Source organism: Streptomyces sp. NPDC057697 (genome assembly GCF_042799335.1).
Lineage (GTDB): Bacteria > Actinomycetota > Actinomycetes > Streptomycetales > Streptomycetaceae > Streptomyces.
The window spans coordinates 969,949-990,387 of record NZ_JBHVJA010000001.1 but is presented as its reverse complement, the minus strand read 5'-3'; the positions used below and the strand labels follow the sequence as shown (position 1 = coordinate 990,387).

14 protein-coding genes are annotated in these 20,439 nt (G+C 73.1%); 1 reads left to right on the top strand and 13 read right to left on the bottom strand.

The annotated features are described in order from the left end of the window. Nucleotides 1–36 precede the first annotated feature (36 nt). The 12 genes from ACFVFH_RS04345 to ACFVFH_RS04290 form a co-directional block, all read right to left on the bottom strand. Nucleotides 37–1,326 carry a protein phosphatase 2C domain-containing protein gene (locus tag ACFVFH_RS04345; protein ID WP_383763127.1) on the bottom strand — a complete coding sequence of 430 codons (1,290 nt, stop codon included), beginning with the start codon at nucleotides 1,324–1,326 and terminating at the stop codon, nucleotides 37–39. Beyond that, complete coding sequence (locus ACFVFH_RS04340) at nucleotides 1,323–4,037, bottom strand: tetratricopeptide repeat protein (RefSeq protein WP_383763125.1); 2,715 nt, start codon at nucleotides 4,035–4,037, stop codon at nucleotides 1,323–1,325. The genes ACFVFH_RS04345 and ACFVFH_RS04340 overlap by 4 nt, the downstream gene beginning before the upstream one ends. 61 nt (nucleotides 4,038–4,098) lie before the next feature. Continuing rightward, a complete protein-coding gene (locus ACFVFH_RS04335) occupies nucleotides 4,099–5,424 on the bottom strand; it encodes a hypothetical protein (protein WP_383763123.1) in 1,326 nt (441 codons plus the stop codon). Between the two features lie 105 nt (nucleotides 5,425–5,529). Further along, nucleotides 5,530–6,603: a glutamate ABC transporter substrate-binding protein gene (locus tag ACFVFH_RS04330; RefSeq protein ID WP_383763120.1), complete on the bottom strand. Its 1,074-nt coding sequence runs from the start codon at nucleotides 6,601–6,603 to the stop codon at nucleotides 5,530–5,532. An 11-nt stretch (nucleotides 6,604–6,614) separates the two neighbouring features. Further along, nucleotides 6,615–8,006 (bottom strand): hypothetical protein, encoded by a 1,392-nt coding sequence (locus ACFVFH_RS04325; RefSeq protein WP_383763117.1) that lies wholly within the window; start codon nucleotides 8,004–8,006, stop codon nucleotides 6,615–6,617. A 352-nt stretch (nucleotides 8,007–8,358) separates the two neighbouring features. After that, nucleotides 8,359–9,333, bottom strand: a complete 975-nt coding sequence (locus ACFVFH_RS04320; protein WP_383763114.1) for an N-acetylglucosamine kinase — start codon at nucleotides 9,331–9,333, stop codon at nucleotides 8,359–8,361. Continuing rightward, entirely contained in the window at nucleotides 9,324–10,589 is a 1,266-nt protein-coding gene (locus ACFVFH_RS04315) for a 6-phospho-beta-glucosidase (RefSeq protein WP_383763111.1), read from the bottom strand. The genes ACFVFH_RS04320 and ACFVFH_RS04315 overlap by 10 nt, the downstream gene beginning before the upstream one ends. Nucleotides 10,590–10,592: 3 nt before the next feature. Next, the gene (locus tag ACFVFH_RS04310) at nucleotides 10,593–11,495 is read right to left on the bottom strand and encodes a carbohydrate ABC transporter permease (RefSeq protein ID WP_383763108.1); all 903 of its coding nucleotides are present in this window, start codon (nucleotides 11,493–11,495) and stop codon (nucleotides 10,593–10,595) included. A gap of 1 nt (nucleotide 11,496) precedes the next feature. Then, nucleotides 11,497–12,438, bottom strand: a complete 942-nt coding sequence (locus tag ACFVFH_RS04305; RefSeq protein ID WP_383763106.1) for a carbohydrate ABC transporter permease — start codon at nucleotides 12,436–12,438, stop codon at nucleotides 11,497–11,499. A 7-nt stretch (nucleotides 12,439–12,445) separates the two neighbouring features. Beyond that, nucleotides 12,446–13,783, bottom strand: coding sequence for an ABC transporter substrate-binding protein (locus ACFVFH_RS04300; protein ID WP_383763104.1), 1,338 nt, complete (start codon nucleotides 13,781–13,783; stop codon nucleotides 12,446–12,448). Between the two features lie 62 nt (nucleotides 13,784–13,845). Next, nucleotides 13,846–15,069, bottom strand: coding sequence for an ROK family transcriptional regulator (locus ACFVFH_RS04295; RefSeq protein ID WP_383763101.1), 1,224 nt, complete (start codon nucleotides 15,067–15,069; stop codon nucleotides 13,846–13,848). A gap of 220 nt (nucleotides 15,070–15,289) precedes the next feature. Beyond that, nucleotides 15,290–16,354 carry a mechanosensitive ion channel family protein gene (locus ACFVFH_RS04290; protein ID WP_383763098.1) on the bottom strand — a complete coding sequence of 355 codons (1,065 nt, stop codon included), beginning with the start codon at nucleotides 16,352–16,354 and terminating at the stop codon, nucleotides 15,290–15,292. A 321-nt stretch (nucleotides 16,355–16,675) separates the two neighbouring features. On the opposite strand from ACFVFH_RS04290, the gene ACFVFH_RS04285 reads away from it, so the two are divergent. Continuing rightward, nucleotides 16,676–17,212 (top strand): HNH endonuclease, encoded by a 537-nt coding sequence (locus ACFVFH_RS04285; protein WP_018552807.1) that lies wholly within the window; start codon nucleotides 16,676–16,678, stop codon nucleotides 17,210–17,212. 46 nt (nucleotides 17,213–17,258) lie between these two features. Here ACFVFH_RS04285 and ACFVFH_RS04280 read toward each other — a convergent pair whose 3' ends face one another. Further along, nucleotides 17,259–20,264, bottom strand: coding sequence for a beta-N-acetylglucosaminidase domain-containing protein (locus ACFVFH_RS04280; RefSeq protein WP_383763094.1), 3,006 nt, complete (start codon nucleotides 20,262–20,264; stop codon nucleotides 17,259–17,261). Nucleotides 20,265–20,439: the final 175 nt, after the last annotated feature.

The following is a 20,439-nucleotide window of genomic DNA, read 5'->3' as shown; positions in this document are numbered from 1 at the left end:
CGGTCGGAACTGGAACCAGGCGTTACGGAACGGGACTCACGTGGTGCCGCAGGCCGATCCTGCCCCCTGGGGCTCCACGGCGAACGGCAGCAGAGCCACTGTTACGTTGTCGTGGCCCCCACCGTCGAGCGCATGCCCCACCAGCACCTGCGCGCCGTGCAGCGGCCGTTGGTGCGCGTCGGCCGGCACCGCCGCGGCCATCTCGGCCGCGGACTCCGCGTAGTTCCACAGACCGTCCGTGCAGACGACCACCAGACCGGACCGGTCCGGCTTGAAGGACGCGGTGTGCGGTTCCAGCTCGTACGCGTCGGCGCCGAGCCATCCGGTGATGGCGTGGGCGCGCTCGTCCGCGTACGCCTCGGCCTCGTTCATCAGGCCCGTCGCCACCATCTGCGCGGCCCAGGAGTCGTCCTCGGTCAGCCGGGCCGCCGGGTGGGCGCGGTCGTCGGGCACCCAGTAGACACGGCTGTCCCCGACCCAGCCGACGATCAGCAGGTCGTTCGCCAGGATCGAGCCGACCAGGGTGCACGCCGGGGAGTTCTGGTGGCGGGGCCGGTCGTGCTCCATGGCCCGGCCGGGCTCCTGCGCCAGGGCGTTGACCGCCTCGGCGGCCGCGAGGATCGCCTCGTGCATCGCCTGCTGCGGATGGGTGCCGCGCGGCAGCGACTCCAGGAGCGCCTCGTTGGCCGCGCTCGCCGCGGCCGCCGACGCCTCGTCGGGGCGGCTGGCCGACGAGACGCCGTCGCAGACGATCGCGACGACGGCCGGGGAGCCGTCGGGCAGCGCGGTGGTCGACACCGCGAACGCGTCCTCGTTGCGGTGATGGCGCAGTCCGCGGTCGCTGACGGCGGCCACCGAACCGAGCTCCTGCTCCATGTGGTCGCGCTCGCGCGGCTGGGCATGACCGCAGTTCTCGCAGTAGCCGTCGGTGTCGACCCGGCCGGCCCGGCAGGCCACACACACCCGGGTACCGGCCGACGGCGTGGCCGCCACCGGCTCCGCGGCGGAGGTACGGGGGTCGGGCGCACCCGCCGGGACGGCGGCCCGCGCCGCACCCGCCGGGTCGGGCGCGGCCAGCTCGAAGTCGCCCGATCCTTCCGGCTCACCCGCCCCGTCCGGTCCGGAACGGCTCTCGGGCGCGGGATCGGCCGCACTGCCCTCCGGCGGCGTGGCCGGCGCGGCCGCGGGGCGGTCCTGGGGAACGGGGGGCACGGCCGACAGGTCGTACCCGCACGCACCACAGAACAGGTCCCCCGGCTCCAGCGGCTCCTCGCAGCCGGGGCACTTCGACAGGGCCGTCTCCTGGGGCTTCTGCGACATTTTCACACCCACGTCCGGGGGCGGAAGCGGTTGGCCCGCTCCACCAGTTCGATCCTCTCATCGCCGGGCTCCGCAAGCCTGGCGAGCATCCTGTACGAACGTTCGAGCCCGAAGCGCAGGCCCCGTTCGTCCAGCTCACTGCCGAGCAGCGTTCCCGGTCCGGCCGACCCGGCGGGTGCGGGGGCCTGCGCCGCCGGGCCGCCCGCGAGCACCCAGTCCAGCGCCGTCCCCAGCACCTCGGTCGACAGCTTTTCCCGGCGCACGGCGTCCAGCCCGAAACCGGCCAGCCCCGAGACCTGGGCCGAGGCGGCCATCAGATCATCGATCAGCGGCTCGTCCGGGGCCCGTCCGCGCAGTCGGGCACGCACCGCGGCCACCCGGGCCGCCGTGTAGTGGATCGACGCCTCCGGCACCGACTCCAGCGCCGCGACGGCCCCGGTCCGGTCCCCGGCCGCGAACCGCACCCGGGCCAGCCCGAAGGCGGCGCTGACGAAGCTCGGATCGGTCGTCCACACCAGCCGGTAGTACTCGGCGGCGTTGTCCAGCTGGCCCAGGACCTCCGCGCAGATCCCCAGCGCCAGCTTGGGCGCCGGCTCGCCGGGGAACGCGTCGTACACCGCGTCGAAGGAGAGCGCCGCGTTCTCGTTGTCGCCGGTCACCAGCGAGGTGACGCCGCGGTACCAGACCACCCGCCAGTCGTCCGGGTGGCGGCCCTCCAGCGCGGTCAGGGCCTGGCCCGCCGCCCCGAGCTCGCTCAGCTCCAGCCGGGCCCGCAGCTCACGCAGCCGGGTCTCCAGCGAGGCCGCGGGCACCGCGTCCAGCGCGGCGATCAGCTCGGCCGGGGCGGTGGCCATCAGCCCGGCGAGGAAACCCGCGTTGGGGTCGCTCGCGTCGACCCGGGGCACGGGCAGCGCGAGCGCGGTGGAGCGCGCGTCCAGCCCGGCCGGGTGGCCGCCGCCTGAGACGGGGGCCCCGGCCGGCGCACCGGGGCCGCCGGACGGGACACGGGGGGCCGGGACCGAGGGCCCGGCCTGCGGGTGCGCCGGGGCCCGACCGTTCGCGCCGGGCAGGACGTGGGCGGGCGGCACGGTCGGCAGGGCGGCCCCCGGCGCGGCGTACCCGGGAGCGGGCGGCGCGCCCGGCACCGGCGCCACGGCCGGGGCGGACCGCCCCGCGCCGCCGCGCCGCCGCCCGAAGCGGCCGGACGGAACCGGGCCGGTGGGCCGCGCCCCCAGCCGGGACACGTCCTCCGCCGGCTCCGGGAACAACTGCGTGTCCGTGACCCGGATCTCGGTGCCGAACAGCGTCGACAGCGCCGGGCGGGGCCGCCCCGTCTGCAACGCCACCACCTCGCGCAGCACACCCGTCAGCTGCTCCGCCATCTCCGCCGCCGAGGCGAACCGCCGCGCCGGATCCGGGTCGGTGGCCCGCACCAGCAGCCGGTAGAACGACTCGTAGGTCCGGAACACCTCGATGTTGTCCGGGTCCGGCAGCGAGTCCACGAAGACGTTGGTGTAGCCCTGGAAGTCGAAGGTGAGCACCGCGAGCGTCCGCGCGACGGTGTACAGGTCGGAGGCGACCGAAGGACCGACCTCCGCGACCTCCGGCGCCTGGTACCCCACCGTGCCGTAGATCGCCGACTCCTCGTCGTCCATCCTGCGGACGGCGCCCATGTCGATCAGCTTCAGCTGGTCCTCGGTCTGGATCGCGTTGTCGACCTTGAAGTCGCAGTACAGCAGGTTGCGGCTGTGCAGATGGCCGAGCGCCTCCAGCGCCTCGATGCCGTACGCGCAGGCCTGCTCGACCGGCAGCGGATCGCGCTTCCCGGCGGCGGTGCGGCGCTCGTTGGCGATGTCCTTGAGCGCCTTGCCGCCGACGTACTCCATGACTATGTAGCCGTCGAGCGAGCCGGTGCGCTGGTCGAGGTGCTCGACGAAGTTGTAGATCCGGACGATGTTGGAGTGCTCGATCTCGGCGAGGAAGCGGCGCTCGGAGATCGCGGCCGCCATGGCGTCCTGGTCACCCGTGTCGAGGAGCCCCTTGAGCACCACCCAGCGGTCGGAGACCGCGCGGTCGACCGCGAGGTAGACCCAGCCCAGCCCGCCGTGCGCCAGACATCCGGCGACCTCGTACTGGCCGTGCACGATGTCGCCCGCGCGGAGCTTGGGCACGAACGAGTAGGGGTGGCCGCACTTGGTGCAGAACCCCTCCGTACGGCCCGCCCGGTCACCGCGGGAGCGGCCGACCGGGGCCCCGCAGTCGGACCGCGAGCAGAACCGCTTCCGCTCCGGCACCTCCGGGTTCTCCATCACCGCCGAGCGCGGATCGGGACGCGGCACGTCCGGCACCTGCACCAGGCCCACGCCCAGCCTGCCCCGGGCGGAGGGGCTCGACGACGAACCGGAGGAACGCACCGAGACCGAGGGGGAGGTGGCGGCGCCGGAGAGCGAACGCGAGAGCCGCCCCGACACCGAACGCCGGGAGGTCGACGAGCGGGAGGACCGGGAGGACCGCGAGGACGCCCGGGACGAGGAGGCCGAACCGCTCCTGCTGCCCCGGCTGTTCGCCCCGCCGCCCGCGATCCCGGTCGGCGGCGAGCTCACCAGACCGCTCGGTGACACGACCGGAGCCAGACCGCAGGTGTCGCAGTACAGCTCACCGCCGCCCATGTCCTCGTAACTGCCCTCGCACGCGGGGCGCTGGCACTGCGTACTCATCGTCGGTCCCCCTGGTCGCCCCGCCGCCGCAGCGGCCCTTCCGCCTTGCGTACCCCTGTGGTCATCGCCGGTCCTCCGGCCCCGGAGTCCGTTGCTGGGAGAGCAGTTCGGCCGCCGCCTCCTGGTAGCGCAGCACCGCCTGTCCGGCGACCCGCAGATCGCACGGCGCACTCCACAGCATCCGGCGCGCCGCGTCGTACCGCTCGATCAGCAGCGGATCCTCGGCCAGACCGTGCCGGGCCACCTTCGCCTTGTACGCGTCGAGCCTGCCGCGCAGTTCCGCCCGCACCGCCAGCGGGGCCGTGACCGCGGTCAACGACTCGCGGGCCCGCAGCAGTTCCTCCTCCGCCTCCCGCTCCAGCGTCTCCAGGAGCGGGGACAGCCGGTGCCACTGGGCATGCCTGCGGTACTCCGAAGCGGCGGCCAGCCGCTCCTGGAGCACGGTCGCCGGGCCGCTGACCGCGGGCACCTCGGAGGCGGCGATCTTCGCCAGCACCTCGCCGCGCGCCGACCGGGCCTCGGTCAGGGTGCGGTCCGCCCGGGAGAGCACGTCGCGCAGCTGGACCAGGCGCTGCTCGGCGTCCTGCCGGACCGCGAGCACCGCCTCGATCTCGCGGCGCACGTCGTCCAGGGCGCGGGCCGCCCGGTCGTAGCGCGCCGTGTCGGGGCGGCCGCCGCCGGGCGCCGAACTGCCGGGCCCCGGCAGCCAGAACGCGAGCGGATCGGAGATCACCTGCACGCGCAGCGTGGTCAGCTCGTGAGTGATCGCCTCCAGGTCGTCCCCCGCCGGGTGCTCACCGGGCCGTACCCCCACGGAGTGCGCCAGCGAGCGGGTGCGGTGCAGCTCGGCGGCGAGCAGGTCTATCCGGGCGGGCAGCGCGGACCACACCGAGTCCGAGGCGACGACCATGTCCAGCGAGCGGGCGTACAGCTCGTTCATCCGGGCGACCAGCTCCTCCAGCGTGAACTGCTCGGAGAGCTTGGCGGGACCGGTGATCGACGGATCGGGGCGAGCCGCGGCGTGCGCCACGGTGACTCCCTGGCCGCGCAGCAGCTCGGTGAGGGCCACCAGATCGTCCCGGTTGGGATGGCGGCGGCGGGCCCGCACCGTACGGGCCTGGGCGAGCGCCCCCGTGTAGGCGTCGAAGTACCCCCACAGCAGGGTGATCGACCGATCGGTCGAGGCCCAGCGCTCCTTGGTGAGGCCGGTCAGCTCGGCGCCTTCCAGGAGACGGCGGCCGGCGTGGTCCTGGAGGGCGAGGAGCGAGGTCTCGATCGCCTCGTGCTCCGCGCCGAGCCGGGCCAGCGCACGGTCCGCCTCGTCCCGGTCCATGACCGGGACGGGGGGCCCGGCCGCCCGGCCGGGGTAGGGGCCCGCGACGCCCATCGATCACCTCTCCGCTCTTCCTGCCGGGACGGGCCCCGGCCAGATCACTGCCACTGTCTCTCTCCGGCCGGGTCGGCTCCGAAGCGCCCCTGGCCGGCCGGGCTGTCAGTCGTTCCGGTACTTGGGGGCCGGCGGCGCCTTGATCCCCGGCAGGCCGTCCTCCAGCCAGTGCCGGTAGGACTGCATCCAGCGGCTGTCCGCACCGCCCCTGCGGTAGTCGACCAGCACCTGATTGACCCGCGCCACCAGGTCGTCGGCGCCGAGTTTCGCCGCCACGCCGTAGTACTCGGTGGTGAACGGCTTGTCGCCCTTGAGCTCGACCGCCGGGTCCTGGGCCGCCTGACCGGCCGCCAGCGCGTTGTCCGTGACCACCGCGTCGACCTCGTCCAGCTGGAGCCGCACCAGGCAGTCCAGCTGGTTGGGGACGGTGAGCTGGTCCTCGTCCGCCTCGGTGCCGTCGTGCGGGTCCTTGAAGACCGCGCCGAACGACTGCTTCTCCAGGGCCTCGTAGGCGGTGGAGCCCTCGGCGGTGCAGACCCGCTTGCCGGCCAGGGACCTGTCGTACCCGGTGATCGTCGAGCCCTTGGGCGCGAGGACCTGCTGCCCGGCCTGGAAGTACGCCGTGGAGAACGAGACCTGCTTCAGCCGGGCGCAGTTGATGGTCATCGTCCGGACGACGACGTCCACCTTGTCGTTCTCCAGGGCGGCGATCCGCTGGTTGGTGGGGATGGCCCGGAAGATCACCGCGTCGGGGTCGCCCAGGATGTTCTCGGCGATGGCCCGCACCAGATCGATGTCGAACCCTTCCAGCCCGTCCTTGCCCCGGCCGGCCGCTGGATTGCGGTATCCCCAGCTGAAGCTGTTCTGGTCGACGCCCGCGATCAGCTTTCCGCGCTGCTTGATCTTCTCGATGTTCGGACCGCCGCCGGACGACGGCGGGAGACTCGCCTCCGGGTCCGTGCAGCTGTCGGCCCTGGTCTGCACCGCCTGGGCCGCGCCCCGCCCCGCGAAGCCCCCGCCGAGGACCTCGGAGCCGTTGTGGGAGAGCGGCAGCAGGGTGACGGCGGCCGTCACCGCGCAGGCCACGGCCATGCCGGTCACCCCGCCCCAGCCGTGCAGCCTGCCGCGGGCGGACCCGGGGCCCGCCCCGGCCCTCGCGCCCCTGAGCTTCCTGGTCATCGCTCCTCCGCTCACCGGTACTCCGAGAGCCTGCGGTTGATACCGACGATCGTGGCCGCGGCACCCAGCACGGCCAGCGCGGCGGCCCCGACCGGCAGCCCGCCCAGCGCCCCGCGCCCGTCCTTCGCGGCCCGGGTGAACTCGTCCTGCTCATGGGCGAGCGCCCGCTCCAGCGCGTCGTCCACCCGCTCGAAGGACTCACCCGTCGAGTCCTCCGGCCCGATGATCTGCGCCCGCGCGCCCTCGTAGTCGCCGCCGTCGTCGGCCGTACGGGCCGTCCGGTGGCGGTCCTGCCACTCGGAGACGGCGTCGACCGCCTTCTTCACCGGGTCGCCGCCGCGGGCGTCGTCGGCCAGCTGCCCGGCCTTCTTCAGCTCGGCGCCGAGGGCCTTCATGTCCGCGGTGTAGTCGGTCTCGTACTTGTCGTGCTGACCGTCCGCGGTGAGCACGGCGCCGCGGGCGACCAGGGTGAGGTTCTCATTGGCGCGCGCCTTCAGCGAATCGATCCGCGCGTGGTTGAGCACATCGAGGGACTGCTGCCCGTTCGCATCCGCGCCGTGCAGCTCGGACCGTGCCACCGTGTGCCCCACGGCCAGCCACAGCAGCACCACGGTGGACGCCGCGGTCGCGACGAGCAGCCCATGGTTGAACACCCGGTTCGTCCTGCGGTAGTTGCGCCGCTGCATCCAGAACAGCGCGGCCAGCGCCACGACTCCGAGCGCGAGCGAGAGGTACGGCCGGGCCCGCGCCGCGTCGCTGTCCTCGCCGAGCCGGCCGGTCTCCGCCGCGTACAGCCGCTCGGCGGCCGGCAGCAGCACCTTGCTCATCCGCTGGTTGGCGTACCGGATGTAGGCGCCGCCCAGCGGGAGGCCCTGCCGGTTGTTGGCGCGGGCCCGCTCGATCAGGCCGGTGTACCGGGGGAGTTCCTCGTTGAGGGTGGTGATCTCGTGGCCGGACTCGGTCGACGCGTCCGTGTTGGCGGCGGCCTTCACCAGGAGGCGGGACGCCTCCCGGATGTCCTTCTCGTACCGGTCGTGGAGGTCACGCGGCTCCTGCGCCCCGGCGAGGAAACCGCTCGCCGCGGCGGTGTCGGCGTCCGCCAGCGAGCGGTAGACGGCCGCCGCGTCGGCGCTCAGCGGCTGGCTGCGGCCCACCACGTCGTCGGCGGCGGACGCCCGGTCGGCGATCTCGAACGCCGTCACGGCCCCGAACGCCACGACGAGCAGGGCCAGTACGGCCCCGATGATCTGGAGGCGGCCCGGCTCGGTGGTGGCCGCCGCGCGCACCTTGTCGGCCGTCACGGACAGCGCGCCGCGCTGCGGCGGAACGGGTACGGCCGTGGGCACGGGCGGCTGTGCCCGCTCGTGTTCCGGTGCCGTGCGCACATTCGGCGGGTGTGTCACTCGACCTCCCCCTCGGTCACTGACGGTGGCCCGGCCCCCGGCCGGTCGGGGACTGGTGCCCGGCCATGAAGTATGGCCGCAGGGACCGGCATCCACACCAGGAACGGCCGGATCCCGCATCGGTCCGCGGATGCCCTCGCACGCATTCGATCAAGGCCTGCGCCGCCGATCAAGCCGATCGGCGGACCAGTACCCGGAGCGGGCCGATCTCCCCACTCATGAACACGTCCGGGACAACTGATCGGTTCCCGTGCGCAAGGGGCGTCCCACGGCGTGAAATCGCCACGGAACGCCCCTCGGACCCGTCAGGCCCCCCGCTTCCGCCGGACAGGCTCCGGCGGGTCACGGCATGTCAGTTGTACTGCGCGCGCAGCCTCTCATGGACGGCGGCGGGCGCACCCGTGCGGTCCAGGCCGAGCAGCGCGGCCCCCAGCACCGGCGGCTGGGTCACCACCCGGAGCACCGCCTTCGGGGCGCGTGCCGCGAGGCGGCCGGTGAGCTCCGCGTCCAGCTGCGGGTGGCGGGCCGCCAGCACGCTGCCGCCCAGCACCACCGGCGCCTCCTCGTCCAGCAGGTCCAGCCTGCCGAGCGCGACCGACGCCATCGCGACGACCTCCTCCGCCAGCCGCTCCACCAGGGCGCCCGCCACCGCGTCACCGGCGGCCGCGGTCGCGAAGAGCACCGGGGCCAGCTCGTGGCGCCGCTCGAACTCGATCCGTCCCAGGTGCAGCGCCTCGATCAGCGCGTACATCGAGCCCAGCCCGAAGTGCGCGGGCAGCGCGCGGGCCAGCTCGGTCGGCGCGCCGCGGCCGTCCTCCGCCCGCGCGGCGAACCACATGGCCTCCTCGGCGAGCCCGGCGCCGCCGCCCCAGTCGCCGGATATCCGGCCGATGGCGGGGAACCGCGCGGTCCGCCCGTCCGGCACCATGCCGACGCAGTTGATCCCCGCGCCGCAGACCACGGCCACTCCGCGCGGCTCGTCCACCCCGGCGCGCAGTATGGCGAAGGTGTCGTTGCGCACCTCGACGGTGTCGCCCCAGCCCCGCGCGCGCAGCGCCGCGGCCAGCTGTTCCTCCTCCACCGGGAGGTCGGCGTTGGCGAGACAGGCGGACACGTGCGCGACCGGACCGGCGGCCTCGCCGGCGAGCTCCAGCGCCCGGCCGACGGCCGCGCCGAGGACGTCGACGGCTGTCTCGACCCCCACGGCCGGCGGCTGGAAACCGCCGCCGCGGGCCGTCGAGAGCACCGTCCCGTCCGCACCGATCAGTGCCACGTCGGTCTTGCTGTTCCCCGCGTCGATCGCGAGGACCGAAGCGTTCACGCCCACGCCAGGTGCTCCCGGTTGTGCGCGATCAGCTTGTCGGTGAGCGCCTCGGCGTACTCGAACTGGCCGATCAACGGGTGGGCCAGCAGCGCCTTGAACACCCGGTCGCGGCCCCCGCGGAGCGCGGCCTCCAGGGCGAGGTCCTCGTACGCCGTCACGTTGGCGATCAGACCGGCGAACAGCGGGTCCAGCTCGGGAACGGCGAGCGGGGTCGCCCCCGTGCCGTCGACCCGGGCCTGCACCTCGATCACCGCGTCGTCCGGCAGGAACGGCAGCGTGCCCTTGTTGTACGTGTTGACCACCTGCACCGCGGAGCCGCCCGAGCCAAGCAGCGAGGACGCCAGATCGACGGCGGCCTCCGAGTAGAAGGCGCCGCCGCGCTTGGCGAGCAGCGCGGGCTTCTCGTCCAGCGCCGGATCGCCGTACATGGCGAGGAGTTCCTTCTCCATCGCGGCGACCTCGGCCGCCCGGGACGGCTTGGTGCCGAGCTCCCGCACGACCGCGTCGTGCGCGTAGAAGTAGCGCAGGTAGTACGAGGGCACGACGCCGAGGCGGTCGGTGATCGCCCGGGGCATGCGCAGGTCGTCCGCGATCGCGTCGCCGTGCTCGGCGAGCAGCTTCGGCAGGACGTTCTCGCCGTCCGGGCCGCCGAGGCGGACGCCGAGTTCCCAGGTCAGGTGGTTGAGCCCGACGTGGTCCAGGTGGACCTCGGCCGGGGTGACGTCGAGCAGCCGGGCGAACTTCCGTTGGAAGCCGATGGCCACGTTGCACAGGCCGACGGCCTTGTGGCCGGCCTGGAGCAGTGCCCGGGTGACGATGCCCACCGGGTTGGTGAAGTCGATGATCCAGGCGTCCGGGTTGGTGCGCCGGACCCGCTCGGCGATGTCCAGGACGACCGGCACGGTCCGCATCGCCTTGGCGAGGCCGCCTGCGCCGGTGGTCTCCTGGCCGACGCAGCCGCACTCCAGCGGCCAGGTCTCGTCCTGGTTGCGGGCGGCCTGGCCGCCGACGCGCAGCTGGAGCAGGACGGCGTCGGCGTCGGCGACGCCCGCGTCCAGGTCCGAGGTGGTGACGATCCGCCCCGGGTGGCCCTGCTTGGCGAAGATCCGACGGGCGAGGCCGCCGACGAGCTCCAGGCGGTCGGCCGCCGGATCGACGAGCACCAGCTCCTCGATGGGCAGCGTGTCCCGCAGCCGGGCGAAGCCGTCGATCAGTTCAGGTGTGTAGGTGGACCCGCCACCAACTACTGCCAGCTTCATAGGTCAGCCCTTTACTCCGGTCAGTGTGACGCCCTCGACGAACGCCTTCTGGGCGAAGAAGAAGACGAGGATCACGGGGGCCATGACCAGTACGGTCGCGGCCATGGTCAGGTTCCAGTCGGTGTGGTGTGCGCTCTTGAAGGTCTCCAGGCCGTAGCTGAGCGTCCAGGCGGCCGGGTTCTCCGAGGCGTAGATCTGTGGGCCGAAGTAGTCGTTCCAGGCGTAGAAGAACTGGAAGAGGGCCACGGCGGCGATGCCCGGCTTGGCCATCGGCACGACGACCTTGAGCAGGGTGCGCAGTTCGCCGCAGCCGTCGACCTTCGCCGCGTCGAGGTACTCGTTCGGGATGGTCAGCAGGAACTGCCGCAGCAGGAAGATGGAGAACGCGTCGCCGAAGGCCATCGGGATGATCAGCGGCCAGAGCGTGCCGGACAGGTCCAGCTGCTTCGCCCAGAACAGGTACATCGGGATGACGACGACCTGCGGCGGCAGCATCATCATCGAGATGACCAGCATCAGCGACAGATGCCGGCCGCGGAAGCGGAACTTGGCGAGCGCGTACGCCACGGGCAGCGAGGAGACGACCGTGAGGACGGTGCCGAGCCCCGCGTACAGCAGGGTGTTCTTCCACCAGGTCAGAAAGCCGTCGGTGTCGAAGACCCGCTGGTAGTTGCTCCATTCGAAGGGGTGCGGCCACAGATCGCGGGTCAGCGTCTGCTGGCCGTTCATCAGCGAGGTGAGCACCAGGAAGACGAACGGCAGCACGAAGAAGAGCGCGGCGGCGACCCCGAGCGAGTGCACGGCGATCCAGTTCAGCAGCGACTTGCGGCGCGCCGTGCGTTCGGCCGGGGTGACCGCGCCGGTCGCGGGGTCGGCTTCCTTGACCGCGTCGAGTACTTGCGCCACGTCACTCACCTGCCTGGATCAGTCCGCTGCGGCGTCGCATCAGCAGTGTGGTGAACGCCATGGCGAGCACGAAGAGAACGAGTGCGACCACGCAGGCGGAGCCGTAGTCGAAGCGCTGGAAACCGAGGTTGTAGACGACCTGCGGAAGCGTCAGTGTCGACTTGTCGGGATAGCCCGGTTCGAACTGCTGCCCGGAGCCGCCCATCACGCCCGAGGCGACCTTCCCGGCCACGAACGGCTGGGTGTAGTACTGCATCGTCTGGATGATCCCGGTGACCACCGCGAACATGATGATCGGCGAGATGTTCGGCAGGGTGACGAAGCGGAACCGCTGGAACGAGGTCGCCCCGTCCAGCTCCGCCGCCTCGTACTGCTCCTTCGGTACGTCGAGCAGGGCGGCCATGAAGATCACCATCAGGTCGCCCACCCCCCACACCGCGAGCGCGGTCAGGGCCGGCTTGGACCAGGCGGCGTCGGTGAACCAGCCGGGCGTGGGGAGCCCCAGCTCGCCGAGGATCGAATTGACCGGCCCGGTACCGGGGTTGAGCAGGAAGACGAAGCCGAGCGTCGCCGCGACCGGCGGGGCCAGGTACGGCAGGTAGAACAGGGTGCGGAAGACCCCGGCGCCCGTCTTGATCCGGGTGATCAGCATCCCGACGCCGAGGCCGAACACCACCCGGCAGGTGACCATGACCACGACCAGCCAGAGCGTGTTGCGCAGCGCCGGCCAGAACAGCGGGTAGTCGTTGAAGACGAACGACCAGTTCTTCAGCCCGCTGAACACGGGGTCCGTGAAACCGTCGTAGTCGGTGAAGGAGAAGTAGACGGTGGAGATCAGCGGGTAGGCGAAGAAGACGCAGAACCCGATCAGCCAGGGCGACATGAAGGCCGCGGTTCGCAGCGCCGAGCGGCGGCGCTTCGACCGGAGTGTGTAGGTGGTCATCGCGGTGCTACTTCGCCTGTGCGATCGCCGCGTCGATTTCCTTGGCGGTGTTCTCCAGGCCCGCCTCGACGTCCTTCTGCTTGCCCTTCTCGATGTCGAATCCGAGGTTCTGCAGGGAGGTCAGGTAGGCGCCGCCGTTCACCGAGGCCGGGGTGGTGGTGCTGGCCGGGTTCGCGGCGATGTCCAGGAAGGTCTTGAACCGCGGGTCGTACTTCAGCTTCGGCGACTTCAGCGCCGCCAGGGTCGAGGGCACGTTGTGGATGGCGTTGGCGAAGTTCACCACGGCGTCGGTGTCGGTGGTCATGAACTTCACCAGCTCCCAGGCCGCGTTCTGCTTCTTCGAGGTGGCGGCGATCCCGGCGATGGTGCCGGTCAGATACCCCTTGCCGTAGCTGTCGGCCTGGTCGTCGGCGACCGGCGGCGGGGCGACCCCGATCTCGAACCCCGGCTTGGTCTCCTCGGCCATCGCCAGCCGCCACTCGCCGTCCAGCTGCATCGCCACCTGGCCGGTGTGGAACGGGTGCTTGGCCCCCCACTCGTCGCCGAAGGACGTACGGAACTTCTCCAGCTTCTCGTAGCCGCCCAGGTCGTCGACCAGCTTCTTCTGGGTCGTGAGCATGTCGGCGAACGACGGGTCCTTGGCGATGTTCGACTTGCCGTCCGCGTCGAAGTACTTCGGGTCCCAGGAGCCGAGGTAGTGCTCGGTCGTCGTCTCGTAGCCGTGGTAGTTCGGCATGAAGCCGAGCCGCTCGTACGAGTCGCCCTTGGTCTTCGTGAGCTTCTTGGCGACCTCGGCCAGCTCCGACCAGGTCCTCGGCGGCCTGGTGATCTTGGCCGCGGCGAATGCGTCCTTGTTGTAGTAGAGGCCGTACGCGTCACCGAGCAGCGGCACGGTGCAGCGCACCCCGTCGAACTGCGTGTACTCGTTCATCGCCTTCGGGAAGGTCTTGTCCGGGTCGATCCCGTCCTTCTTCAGGAAGGGATCGAGGTCGGAGAACGCCTTCGACGAACAGAACTTGCCGACATTGTTCGTGGTGAACGACGAGACGACGTCCGGGGCGTTCGAACCGCCCGCCCGTAGCGCCTGGTTGATCTTGTCGTCGGTCATGCCGCCGACGACCTTCACATGGATGTTGGGGTGGGCCTTCCGGAAGGCGGCCACCGACGCCTCGATGCCCGCGACCTCGTTCGGGGAGTTCCAGCCGTGCCAGAAGGTGATGGTCGTTTCCTTGGACGGGTCATCACTGGCACCGGAGTTGCTCTGGCCGGTACAGGCCGAGGCGAGCAGGGACAGGGCGGCGGTCGCGGCGAACGCGGCGGCCGTCTTCCGGCGGTTTCCGGACATGGCGGTCTCCCGATGGAGGATGGGGGCGGAGGTACGGAGGGAAGAGGCTGGCCGAGAAGGGATCAGCGGGACGTGTCGAAGACCTCGTCGCGGGTGGTGGCGAGGGCGCTCTCCAGCGCGCCCCGCAGTACGGGGCGGTGCTTCACTTCCCCGGCGATCAGCCGGGGCCGGGAGGCGGAGAGTTCGGTGAGTTCGGACGCCACCCGGCAGCGCAGCGGCTCCCCGCCCGCCGCGATCACCTCGCCGGACAGCACGACGACCTCCGGATCCAGCACGGCGATCATGGAGGCGAGGCCGGTCGCGAGGCCGGTGGCGAACAGATCGAGGAGCCGGGGGTACGGGCCGTCCTCGCCCGCCTGGGCGGCCTCGGCGGCGTGGGCGAGCAGCCGGGCGGCGACCTCGTGGTGGGTGCCCGGGGCGCGGATCAGCTCGTCGTCGATGCCGAGCTCCCGGCCCAGCCGGGACAGCACCTGCGCACCGGCCAGCTCCTGGAAGCCGCCCGCGTTCACCTTGGTGACCTGACGGACCAGCGGGGCGCCCGGCACCGGCAGGAAGCCGACCTCGCCCGCGCCGCCGGTGAAGCCCCGGTGCAGCCGCCCGTTGATGACGAGGGCGGCGCCCAGCCCCTCCTCGTTCCACAGCAGGACGAAGTCCTCGTGCCCGCGCGCCGCGCCCAGCCGCTGCTCGGCCACCGCGACCAGGTTCACGTCGTTCTCGTACTCGACCGGCATCGGCAGGAAGGCGGCCAGCTCCTCCAGCAGCGTGGGGGAGTGCCAGCCCGGCAGGTGCGAGGCGTAGCGAAGCCGCCCGGTGCCGGGGTCGAAGGCGCCCGGGGTGCCGATGACGACCCGGTGCACATCGGCGCGGGTCAGCCCGGCGTCCTTCACCGCCCCGTCCAGGGACTCCGTCACCTGCCGCACCACGCTGTCGGCGCGCCGTCCGCGGGTGCGCAGCTCGAAGTGGCCGACGGTCTCCCCGGTCACATCGGCGACGGCGGCGACGATCCGGCGGGCGTTCACGTCCAGCCCCGCGACATGGGCGGCGCCCGCGTTCACCCCGTACAGCTGGGCGTTGGGTCCGGGCCGGCCGGCCACGGTCCCGGTCGCGACGACCAGCCCGGCCGCCTCCAGCCGTGCCAGCAGCTGGGAGGCGGTGGGCTTGGAGAGGCCGGTCAGCTTTCCGATCCTGGTCCGCGAGAGGGGGCCGTGCTCCAGCAGCAGATCGAGGGCGGCCCGGTCGTTCATGGCCCGCAGGACGCGGGGGGTTCCCGGTGTGGTTCCGGCCATGAGCGCTGCACCTGCCCTCTGTTAGGAAAGTTTCCTATTCGGTGAGAGGACCGTATGCGCGCGTCACCTGGCCGTCAATGGGCAGCGCCGTGGTGGCAACCAAAGCGTTACCTGGCACACTTCCGGAATATCCGGGTCCAGGGAGACGCATGCCCAACTCGGTTCGCCGCCGAACCGAGTTGGGGCCGCGGCTGCCCGCCGGACGCGTGTGCGGCGGGTGCTACTTCGCCGTGTTCGGCGGGGGGATCGGCGCGGTGGCCAGCGACTGGGGCGAGGTGGCCGAGGCATAGGCCGAGGGGGCGGCCATACCGGCCGCCGGGTCGGCCTTGGAGGGCTCGTCCGCCTGGGCCGGGAGACCGCCGACGATCCGGATGCCCGCCTCGTCGAACGCCTGCTTGATCCGCCAGCGCAGCTCGCGTTCCACGCCCAGCGCCTTGCCCGGCATCGTCTTGGCGCTCAGCCGGACCGTCATCGAGTCCAGCAGCACGGAGTCCAGGCCCAGGATCTCCACCGGGCCCCACAGCCGCTCGTTCCACGGGTCCTCCTTGGCCATCGCGGCGGCCGCCTCGGCGATCACCGTACGGACCGTGTCGAGGTTCTCCGTGGGGCGCACCGTCACATCGACGCCCGCCGTCGACCAGCCCTGGCTGAGGTTGCCGATCCGCTTCACCTCGCCGTTGCGGACGTACCAGATCTCCCCGTTGTCGCCGCGCAGTTTGGTGACCCGCAATCCGACCTCGATGACCTCGCCGGAGGCGACGCCCGCGTCGACCGTGTCGCCCACGCCGTACTGGTCCTCCAGGATCATGAAGACGCCGGAGAGGAAGTCGGTGACCAGGTTGCGCGCACCGAAACCGAGCGCCACCCCCGCCACCCCGGCGGAGGCCAGCAGCGGCGCCAGATTGATCTGGAACGCGCCCAGGATCATCAGCGCGGCCGTGCCGAGGATCAGGAACGACGCGACCGAGCGGAGGACCGAACCGATCGCCTCCGAGCGCTGGCGGCGGCGCTCCGCGTTGACCAGCAGCCCGCCGAGCGCGGTGCCCTCCACCGCCTGGGCGCTGCGGTTCATCCGTTCTATGAGCTTGGTGAGGGCACGCCGGATCGCGATGCGCAACACGATCGCGATGGCCGCGATGAGGATGATCCGCAGACCGGTGTTCAGCCAGGTGGACCAGTTCTCCTCCACCCAGCCCGCGGCGTCGCCGGCCTGCTTGGCGGCTTCGTCCAACGAGCTGCCGGGCCCGGGTGACGGGGCTGCGGCCAACAGGGCGGACAGGGACACGGTGGGACCTCCAGATGGGCGACGGCGGCCCGACCACACTAACGGGGCACCGCGAGTGCTCCGTTGCCGTGACCGAGCGGAGGGACACGCCGCACGGGGGGATACCGGAGGCGGGAGGCCGGGGAGCGAGGGTGCCGTCGGCGGCTGCCTGTGGCCGATCGCACAGCGGGTCCCGCCACCGCCGGGACGGAGGGCCGGGAAGAAAATCCTCCCGGCCCGTTACCCGCACGTGGTGGCGCTCCGACCAGGCAGGAGTAGAGACTGAGATCGGATCGTCCCGGCGCGAGCCACGCGCCGCCGGCGTACAAGGAGGCATCCGCCGTGCCGCATGTCCTGGTTCTCAACGCGTCGTACGAGCCACTCGGCGTCGTACCGCTCCGCCGCGCGCTCGTCCTCGTCCTCGAAAACAAGGCCATCTGCCTAGAGGAGTCCGGCGCCTTCATGCACAGTGCCACCCGGGCCGTCCCGGCCCCCAGCGTCGTCCGCCTGAAGCGGTTCGTACGGGTCCCCTACCGGGGGCCCGTGCCGCTGACCCGCAGGGCGCTGTTCGCCCGGGACGGGGGCCGCTGCATGTACTGCGGCGCCGCCGCGACCAGCGTCGACCACGTGATTCCGCGCAGCCGCGGCGGACAGCACGCCTGGGACAACGTGGTGGCGGCCTGCCGCCGCTGCAACCACGTCAAGGCGGACCGCCACCTGCCGGAGCTCGGCTGGCGGCTGCACCAGCAACCCGCCCCGCCGACGGGCCTGGCCTGGCGGATCATCGGCACGGGACACCGTGACCCCCGCTGGCTGCCGTACTTGCAACCGTTCGGCGCGGACGACGCCATGGCCCGGATCGACGGCATCTCAGCCTGAGAGATCCGGGCCTTCGTCGTCCCCGGGGCGGTGCGGGCCCGGACCGTCACTCCGACCCGGCGACGGCGTACGCCTCCACCGACCAGAGCGAGTAACCGAACTCGGTGCCCCGGGCATCGCCCCGGACCCTGAGGAAACGGACGTCCTTCGCGTCCATCCGGACCGACTCGCGGCCGCCCCGGCCGTCCCGGACGGTCGCCGCCGTGCGCCAGGCCCGGCCGTCCGCGGAGACCTGGACGCGGTAGCGGGCCGCGTACGCGTCCTGCCAGTGCAGCGCCACCCGGCCGATCCGGGCGGTGCGCGGCAGCTCCGCCTGCCACCAGGCGCCGTCCTCGGCCGGGGAGGACCAGCGGGTGCCCGGATCGCCGTCGGAGGCCGCAGCCGCCGGGAAGTCCGGGGTCTCGTCGCCGGAGGAGGACGCGGTGGCGGCGCGCAGCAGATCGGGGCCCGCGGTGCGCGGGAACGCCCGGACGGTGAGCGTGCTGCGCTCGTCGCCGAAGCTGAACGGCACCTCGTACTCCCCGGCGGGGGTGCCCGCCGGGACGGTGATCTCGACGGGGACCTCCGTACGGGAACCGCGCGCCACCCTCGTCCGCTCCGGTACGTCCACCTCGATGCCCTCGGGCGCCTTCGCGGTGAGCCTGCCCCGCACCTCGGCGGGGCGGCGGGCGGCGAGGTGTGCCTCGACCCGCTGCGGGCCGCCGCCGATCTCGGCGTCCGTCTCGCCGCGCGCGAGGTCGAGCCGGGCCGCGGGCTCGTCGCCGAACCAGGGCACCAGCGCGCGCACCCGGGGCGCCGGGGCGCCCGGGGCGGAGCCGCGGCCCGGGGCCATCGGCGCCACCGGACCCGTGACGACGGGGGGCAGGGCCGGGGCGCCGGTGGGCCGGCTGATCCGGATCGCGTCGGTCCGCAGCCCCTTCACCGCCGTCTGGGTCCAGCCGGTGGCCGACAGCGCGCCCAGACGGCGCCAGCCCTCACCGGGCACATGGGCCTCCAGCACCGCACCGGCCACCGCGTCGCCGGGCAGCGTCATCGCCGTCACGGTCTCCACCGGACGGGCCCGGTCCAGCCGGACCGTGTAGCTGCCCGGGGCTTTCGTCACCGTGCCGGCGCCGCGGTCCGCGCCCGTCCAGGCGTCCGCCTCCTTGCGCACCCGGTCCAGGAACGGGCCGAGGACCCCCTTGCCGACCGTGGCGCCGCCCGCCTTCGTGGCCCGGCGCACCGGCTCCAGGGCCAGCGAGGCCCGCCAGGCGGCGTCGCCGTCGCCGCGCGACTGCGCCTGGAGCAGATCGACGGCCAGCTCGCCCGCCCGGCCGTACCGGGACAACTGCTCGGACCACGGACGCACTTCGCCGTCCAGACGCCCGTCCGCCGGGCCCTTCAGCCGCTCCGGCGCCTCCCGCATCACGGTGAACGCCTCCCGCAGCCTGCGCGCCGCGTCGTCCCGCGCGGTGGCGTCGTGCGCGGCGCGGGACTTCCAGAACGCCGCCAGCAGCGGCCGCAGATAGCCGGACTCGTCACCGCCCAGCACCGACCCCGCGCTGTTCCCGGCCAGCGCGCGCAACGCGTCCCGGGTGCGCGTGTCACCGCCCGCCAGGTCGTCGATCGCCGCCCGCCAGGACTCCTGCGGCCGGTAGCCCTCCGGGTTCCAGGCGAAGTCGGCGGCGGTGAAGAGCGGGACGCGGGACGCGGACGGCTGCTCCATGGCATTGGCGAGCAGCGCCGCGGACCCCGTGGCCACCGCCGGGTCCCGGCCGGTGTACGGGCCGAGGAAGATCCGGTCCTGGGCGTAGTCGTTGACCGGGTAGTTGTCCATCGTGACCAGCGGATGCCCGAACGCGGCACGGGCACCGGCCAGCTCCCCGCCGGTGATGGTCCTCGGCACCACACCGACACCGGTCCACGCGATCCGGACCCGGTCGTCCAGCTCCCGGGCGAGCGCCGTGCGGTAGTCGGTGGACCCGTCCTGGTAGAACTCCGTCGGCATCACCGACAGCGGCTGTGAGCCCGGATGCCGGTCCGCGAGGTGCCGCGCCACCGCGCCGGCCACCCGCGCCTGCGCGCGGGCCGCCGCCCGCGGGCCGCTGCCGAAGGTGTCGGCGTCGTCGGCGCAGTGCCATTCGCTGTAGCTGACGTCCTGGAACTGCAACTGGAAGGCCCGCACGCCCAGCGCCCACATCGCGTCGAGCTTCTTCGTCAGCGCCCGCACGTCGTCGGCCGAGGACATGCACATGGCCTGGCCGGGGGCGACGGCCCAGCCGAGGGTCACGTGCTCGGCGCGGGCCCGCTCGGCCAGCGCCCGGAAGTCGGCGCGCCGCCCGGCCGGGTACGGGTCGCGCCAGCGGGCCTGGCGGTAGGGGTCGTCGCCCGCCGCGTACAGATATCTGTTCTGCTTGGTGCGTCCCATGAAGCCGAGCTGGGCCAGCCGCTCCTCATGGGTCCACGGCCGCCCGTAGAAGCCCTCGGTCAGCCCGCGCACGGCGGCGCCCGGCCAGTCCCTGACGGTGACGCCCGCGACGCCCCCGCCCCGGATCAGCTGACGCAGCGTCTGCACGCCGTGGAAGAGGCCGTCCTCGCCGACGCCGTCCACCGCGACGGTGTCCCGGCCCGCGACCCGGCCGACCGCGATCCGGTAGCCCCCCGACGGCAGGTCGCCGCCCCCGGGGGCGCGCAGCGCGCGCAGCGCGTCCCGGGCGCCGTCGCCGCCGAGCCTGATGACCGGGCCGCGGCCGGGCAGGGCTCCGTGGACGGTGCGCACGCCCGCGTCCCGCAGCACCCGCCGGAGCGCCCCGACCGCGTACGGATCGGCGCCGGGACCGGCGACCAGGGTGGCGTCGGCGGGGAGCGGCACGGACGCCCCGGCGGCCTCGATGGACCGGGGGCGGGGCCATACGGCGGGCGGCGCGGCGTCGTCCGCCCGGTCGGGGGTGCTGAGGGCGGGGGAGCCGGGGTCCGAAGGGGCCGCGACGGCGGCCGGCGCTCCCGCGGAGAGCAGTCCGCCGAGCACGGCGACCGCGATGGCCGCTGCCTGCTTCCCGCGCCTGAGCCGCATCGCCCGTCTCCCTCGTCACCGCCGATGGGCTCCGAGCCCACCACCCGGGGCGCGAGGGTGTCAATGCACGTGGGTGGTGTGCCGGAAATGCCCGCTGCCGCAGGTGGGGCGGGGGCCGGCGGTCCCGGCGGCGGACGGCAAGGATGACGCCGGATGGCCGAAATCAGCGGACAAC

Excerpts from the sequence above, each read along its gene's own strand:
- ACFVFH_RS04340 (WP_383763125.1), bottom strand. The coding sequence starts at position 4,037 with ATGAGTACGCAGTGCCAGCGCCCCGCGTGCGAGGGCAGTTACGAGGAC.
- ACFVFH_RS04335 (WP_383763123.1), bottom strand. The coding sequence starts at position 5,424 with ATGGGCGTCGCGGGCCCCTACCCCGGCCGGGCGGCCGGGCCCCCCGTC.
- ACFVFH_RS04330 (WP_383763120.1), bottom strand. The coding sequence starts at position 6,603 with ATGACCAGGAAGCTCAGGGGCGCGAGGGCCGGGGCGGGCCCCGGGTCC.
- ACFVFH_RS04315 (WP_383763111.1), bottom strand. The coding sequence starts at position 10,589 with ATGAAGCTGGCAGTAGTTGGTGGCGGGTCCACCTACACACCTGAACTG.
- ACFVFH_RS04305 (WP_383763106.1), bottom strand. The coding sequence starts at position 12,438 with ATGACCACCTACACACTCCGGTCGAAGCGCCGCCGCTCGGCGCTGCGA.
- ACFVFH_RS04300 (WP_383763104.1), bottom strand. The coding sequence starts at position 13,783 with ATGTCCGGAAACCGCCGGAAGACGGCCGCCGCGTTCGCCGCGACCGCC.
- ACFVFH_RS04295 (WP_383763101.1), bottom strand. The coding sequence starts at position 15,069 with ATGGCCGGAACCACACCGGGAACCCCCCGCGTCCTGCGGGCCATGAAC.
- ACFVFH_RS04280 (WP_383763094.1), bottom strand. The coding sequence starts at position 20,264 with ATGCGGCTCAGGCGCGGGAAGCAGGCAGCGGCCATCGCGGTCGCCGTG.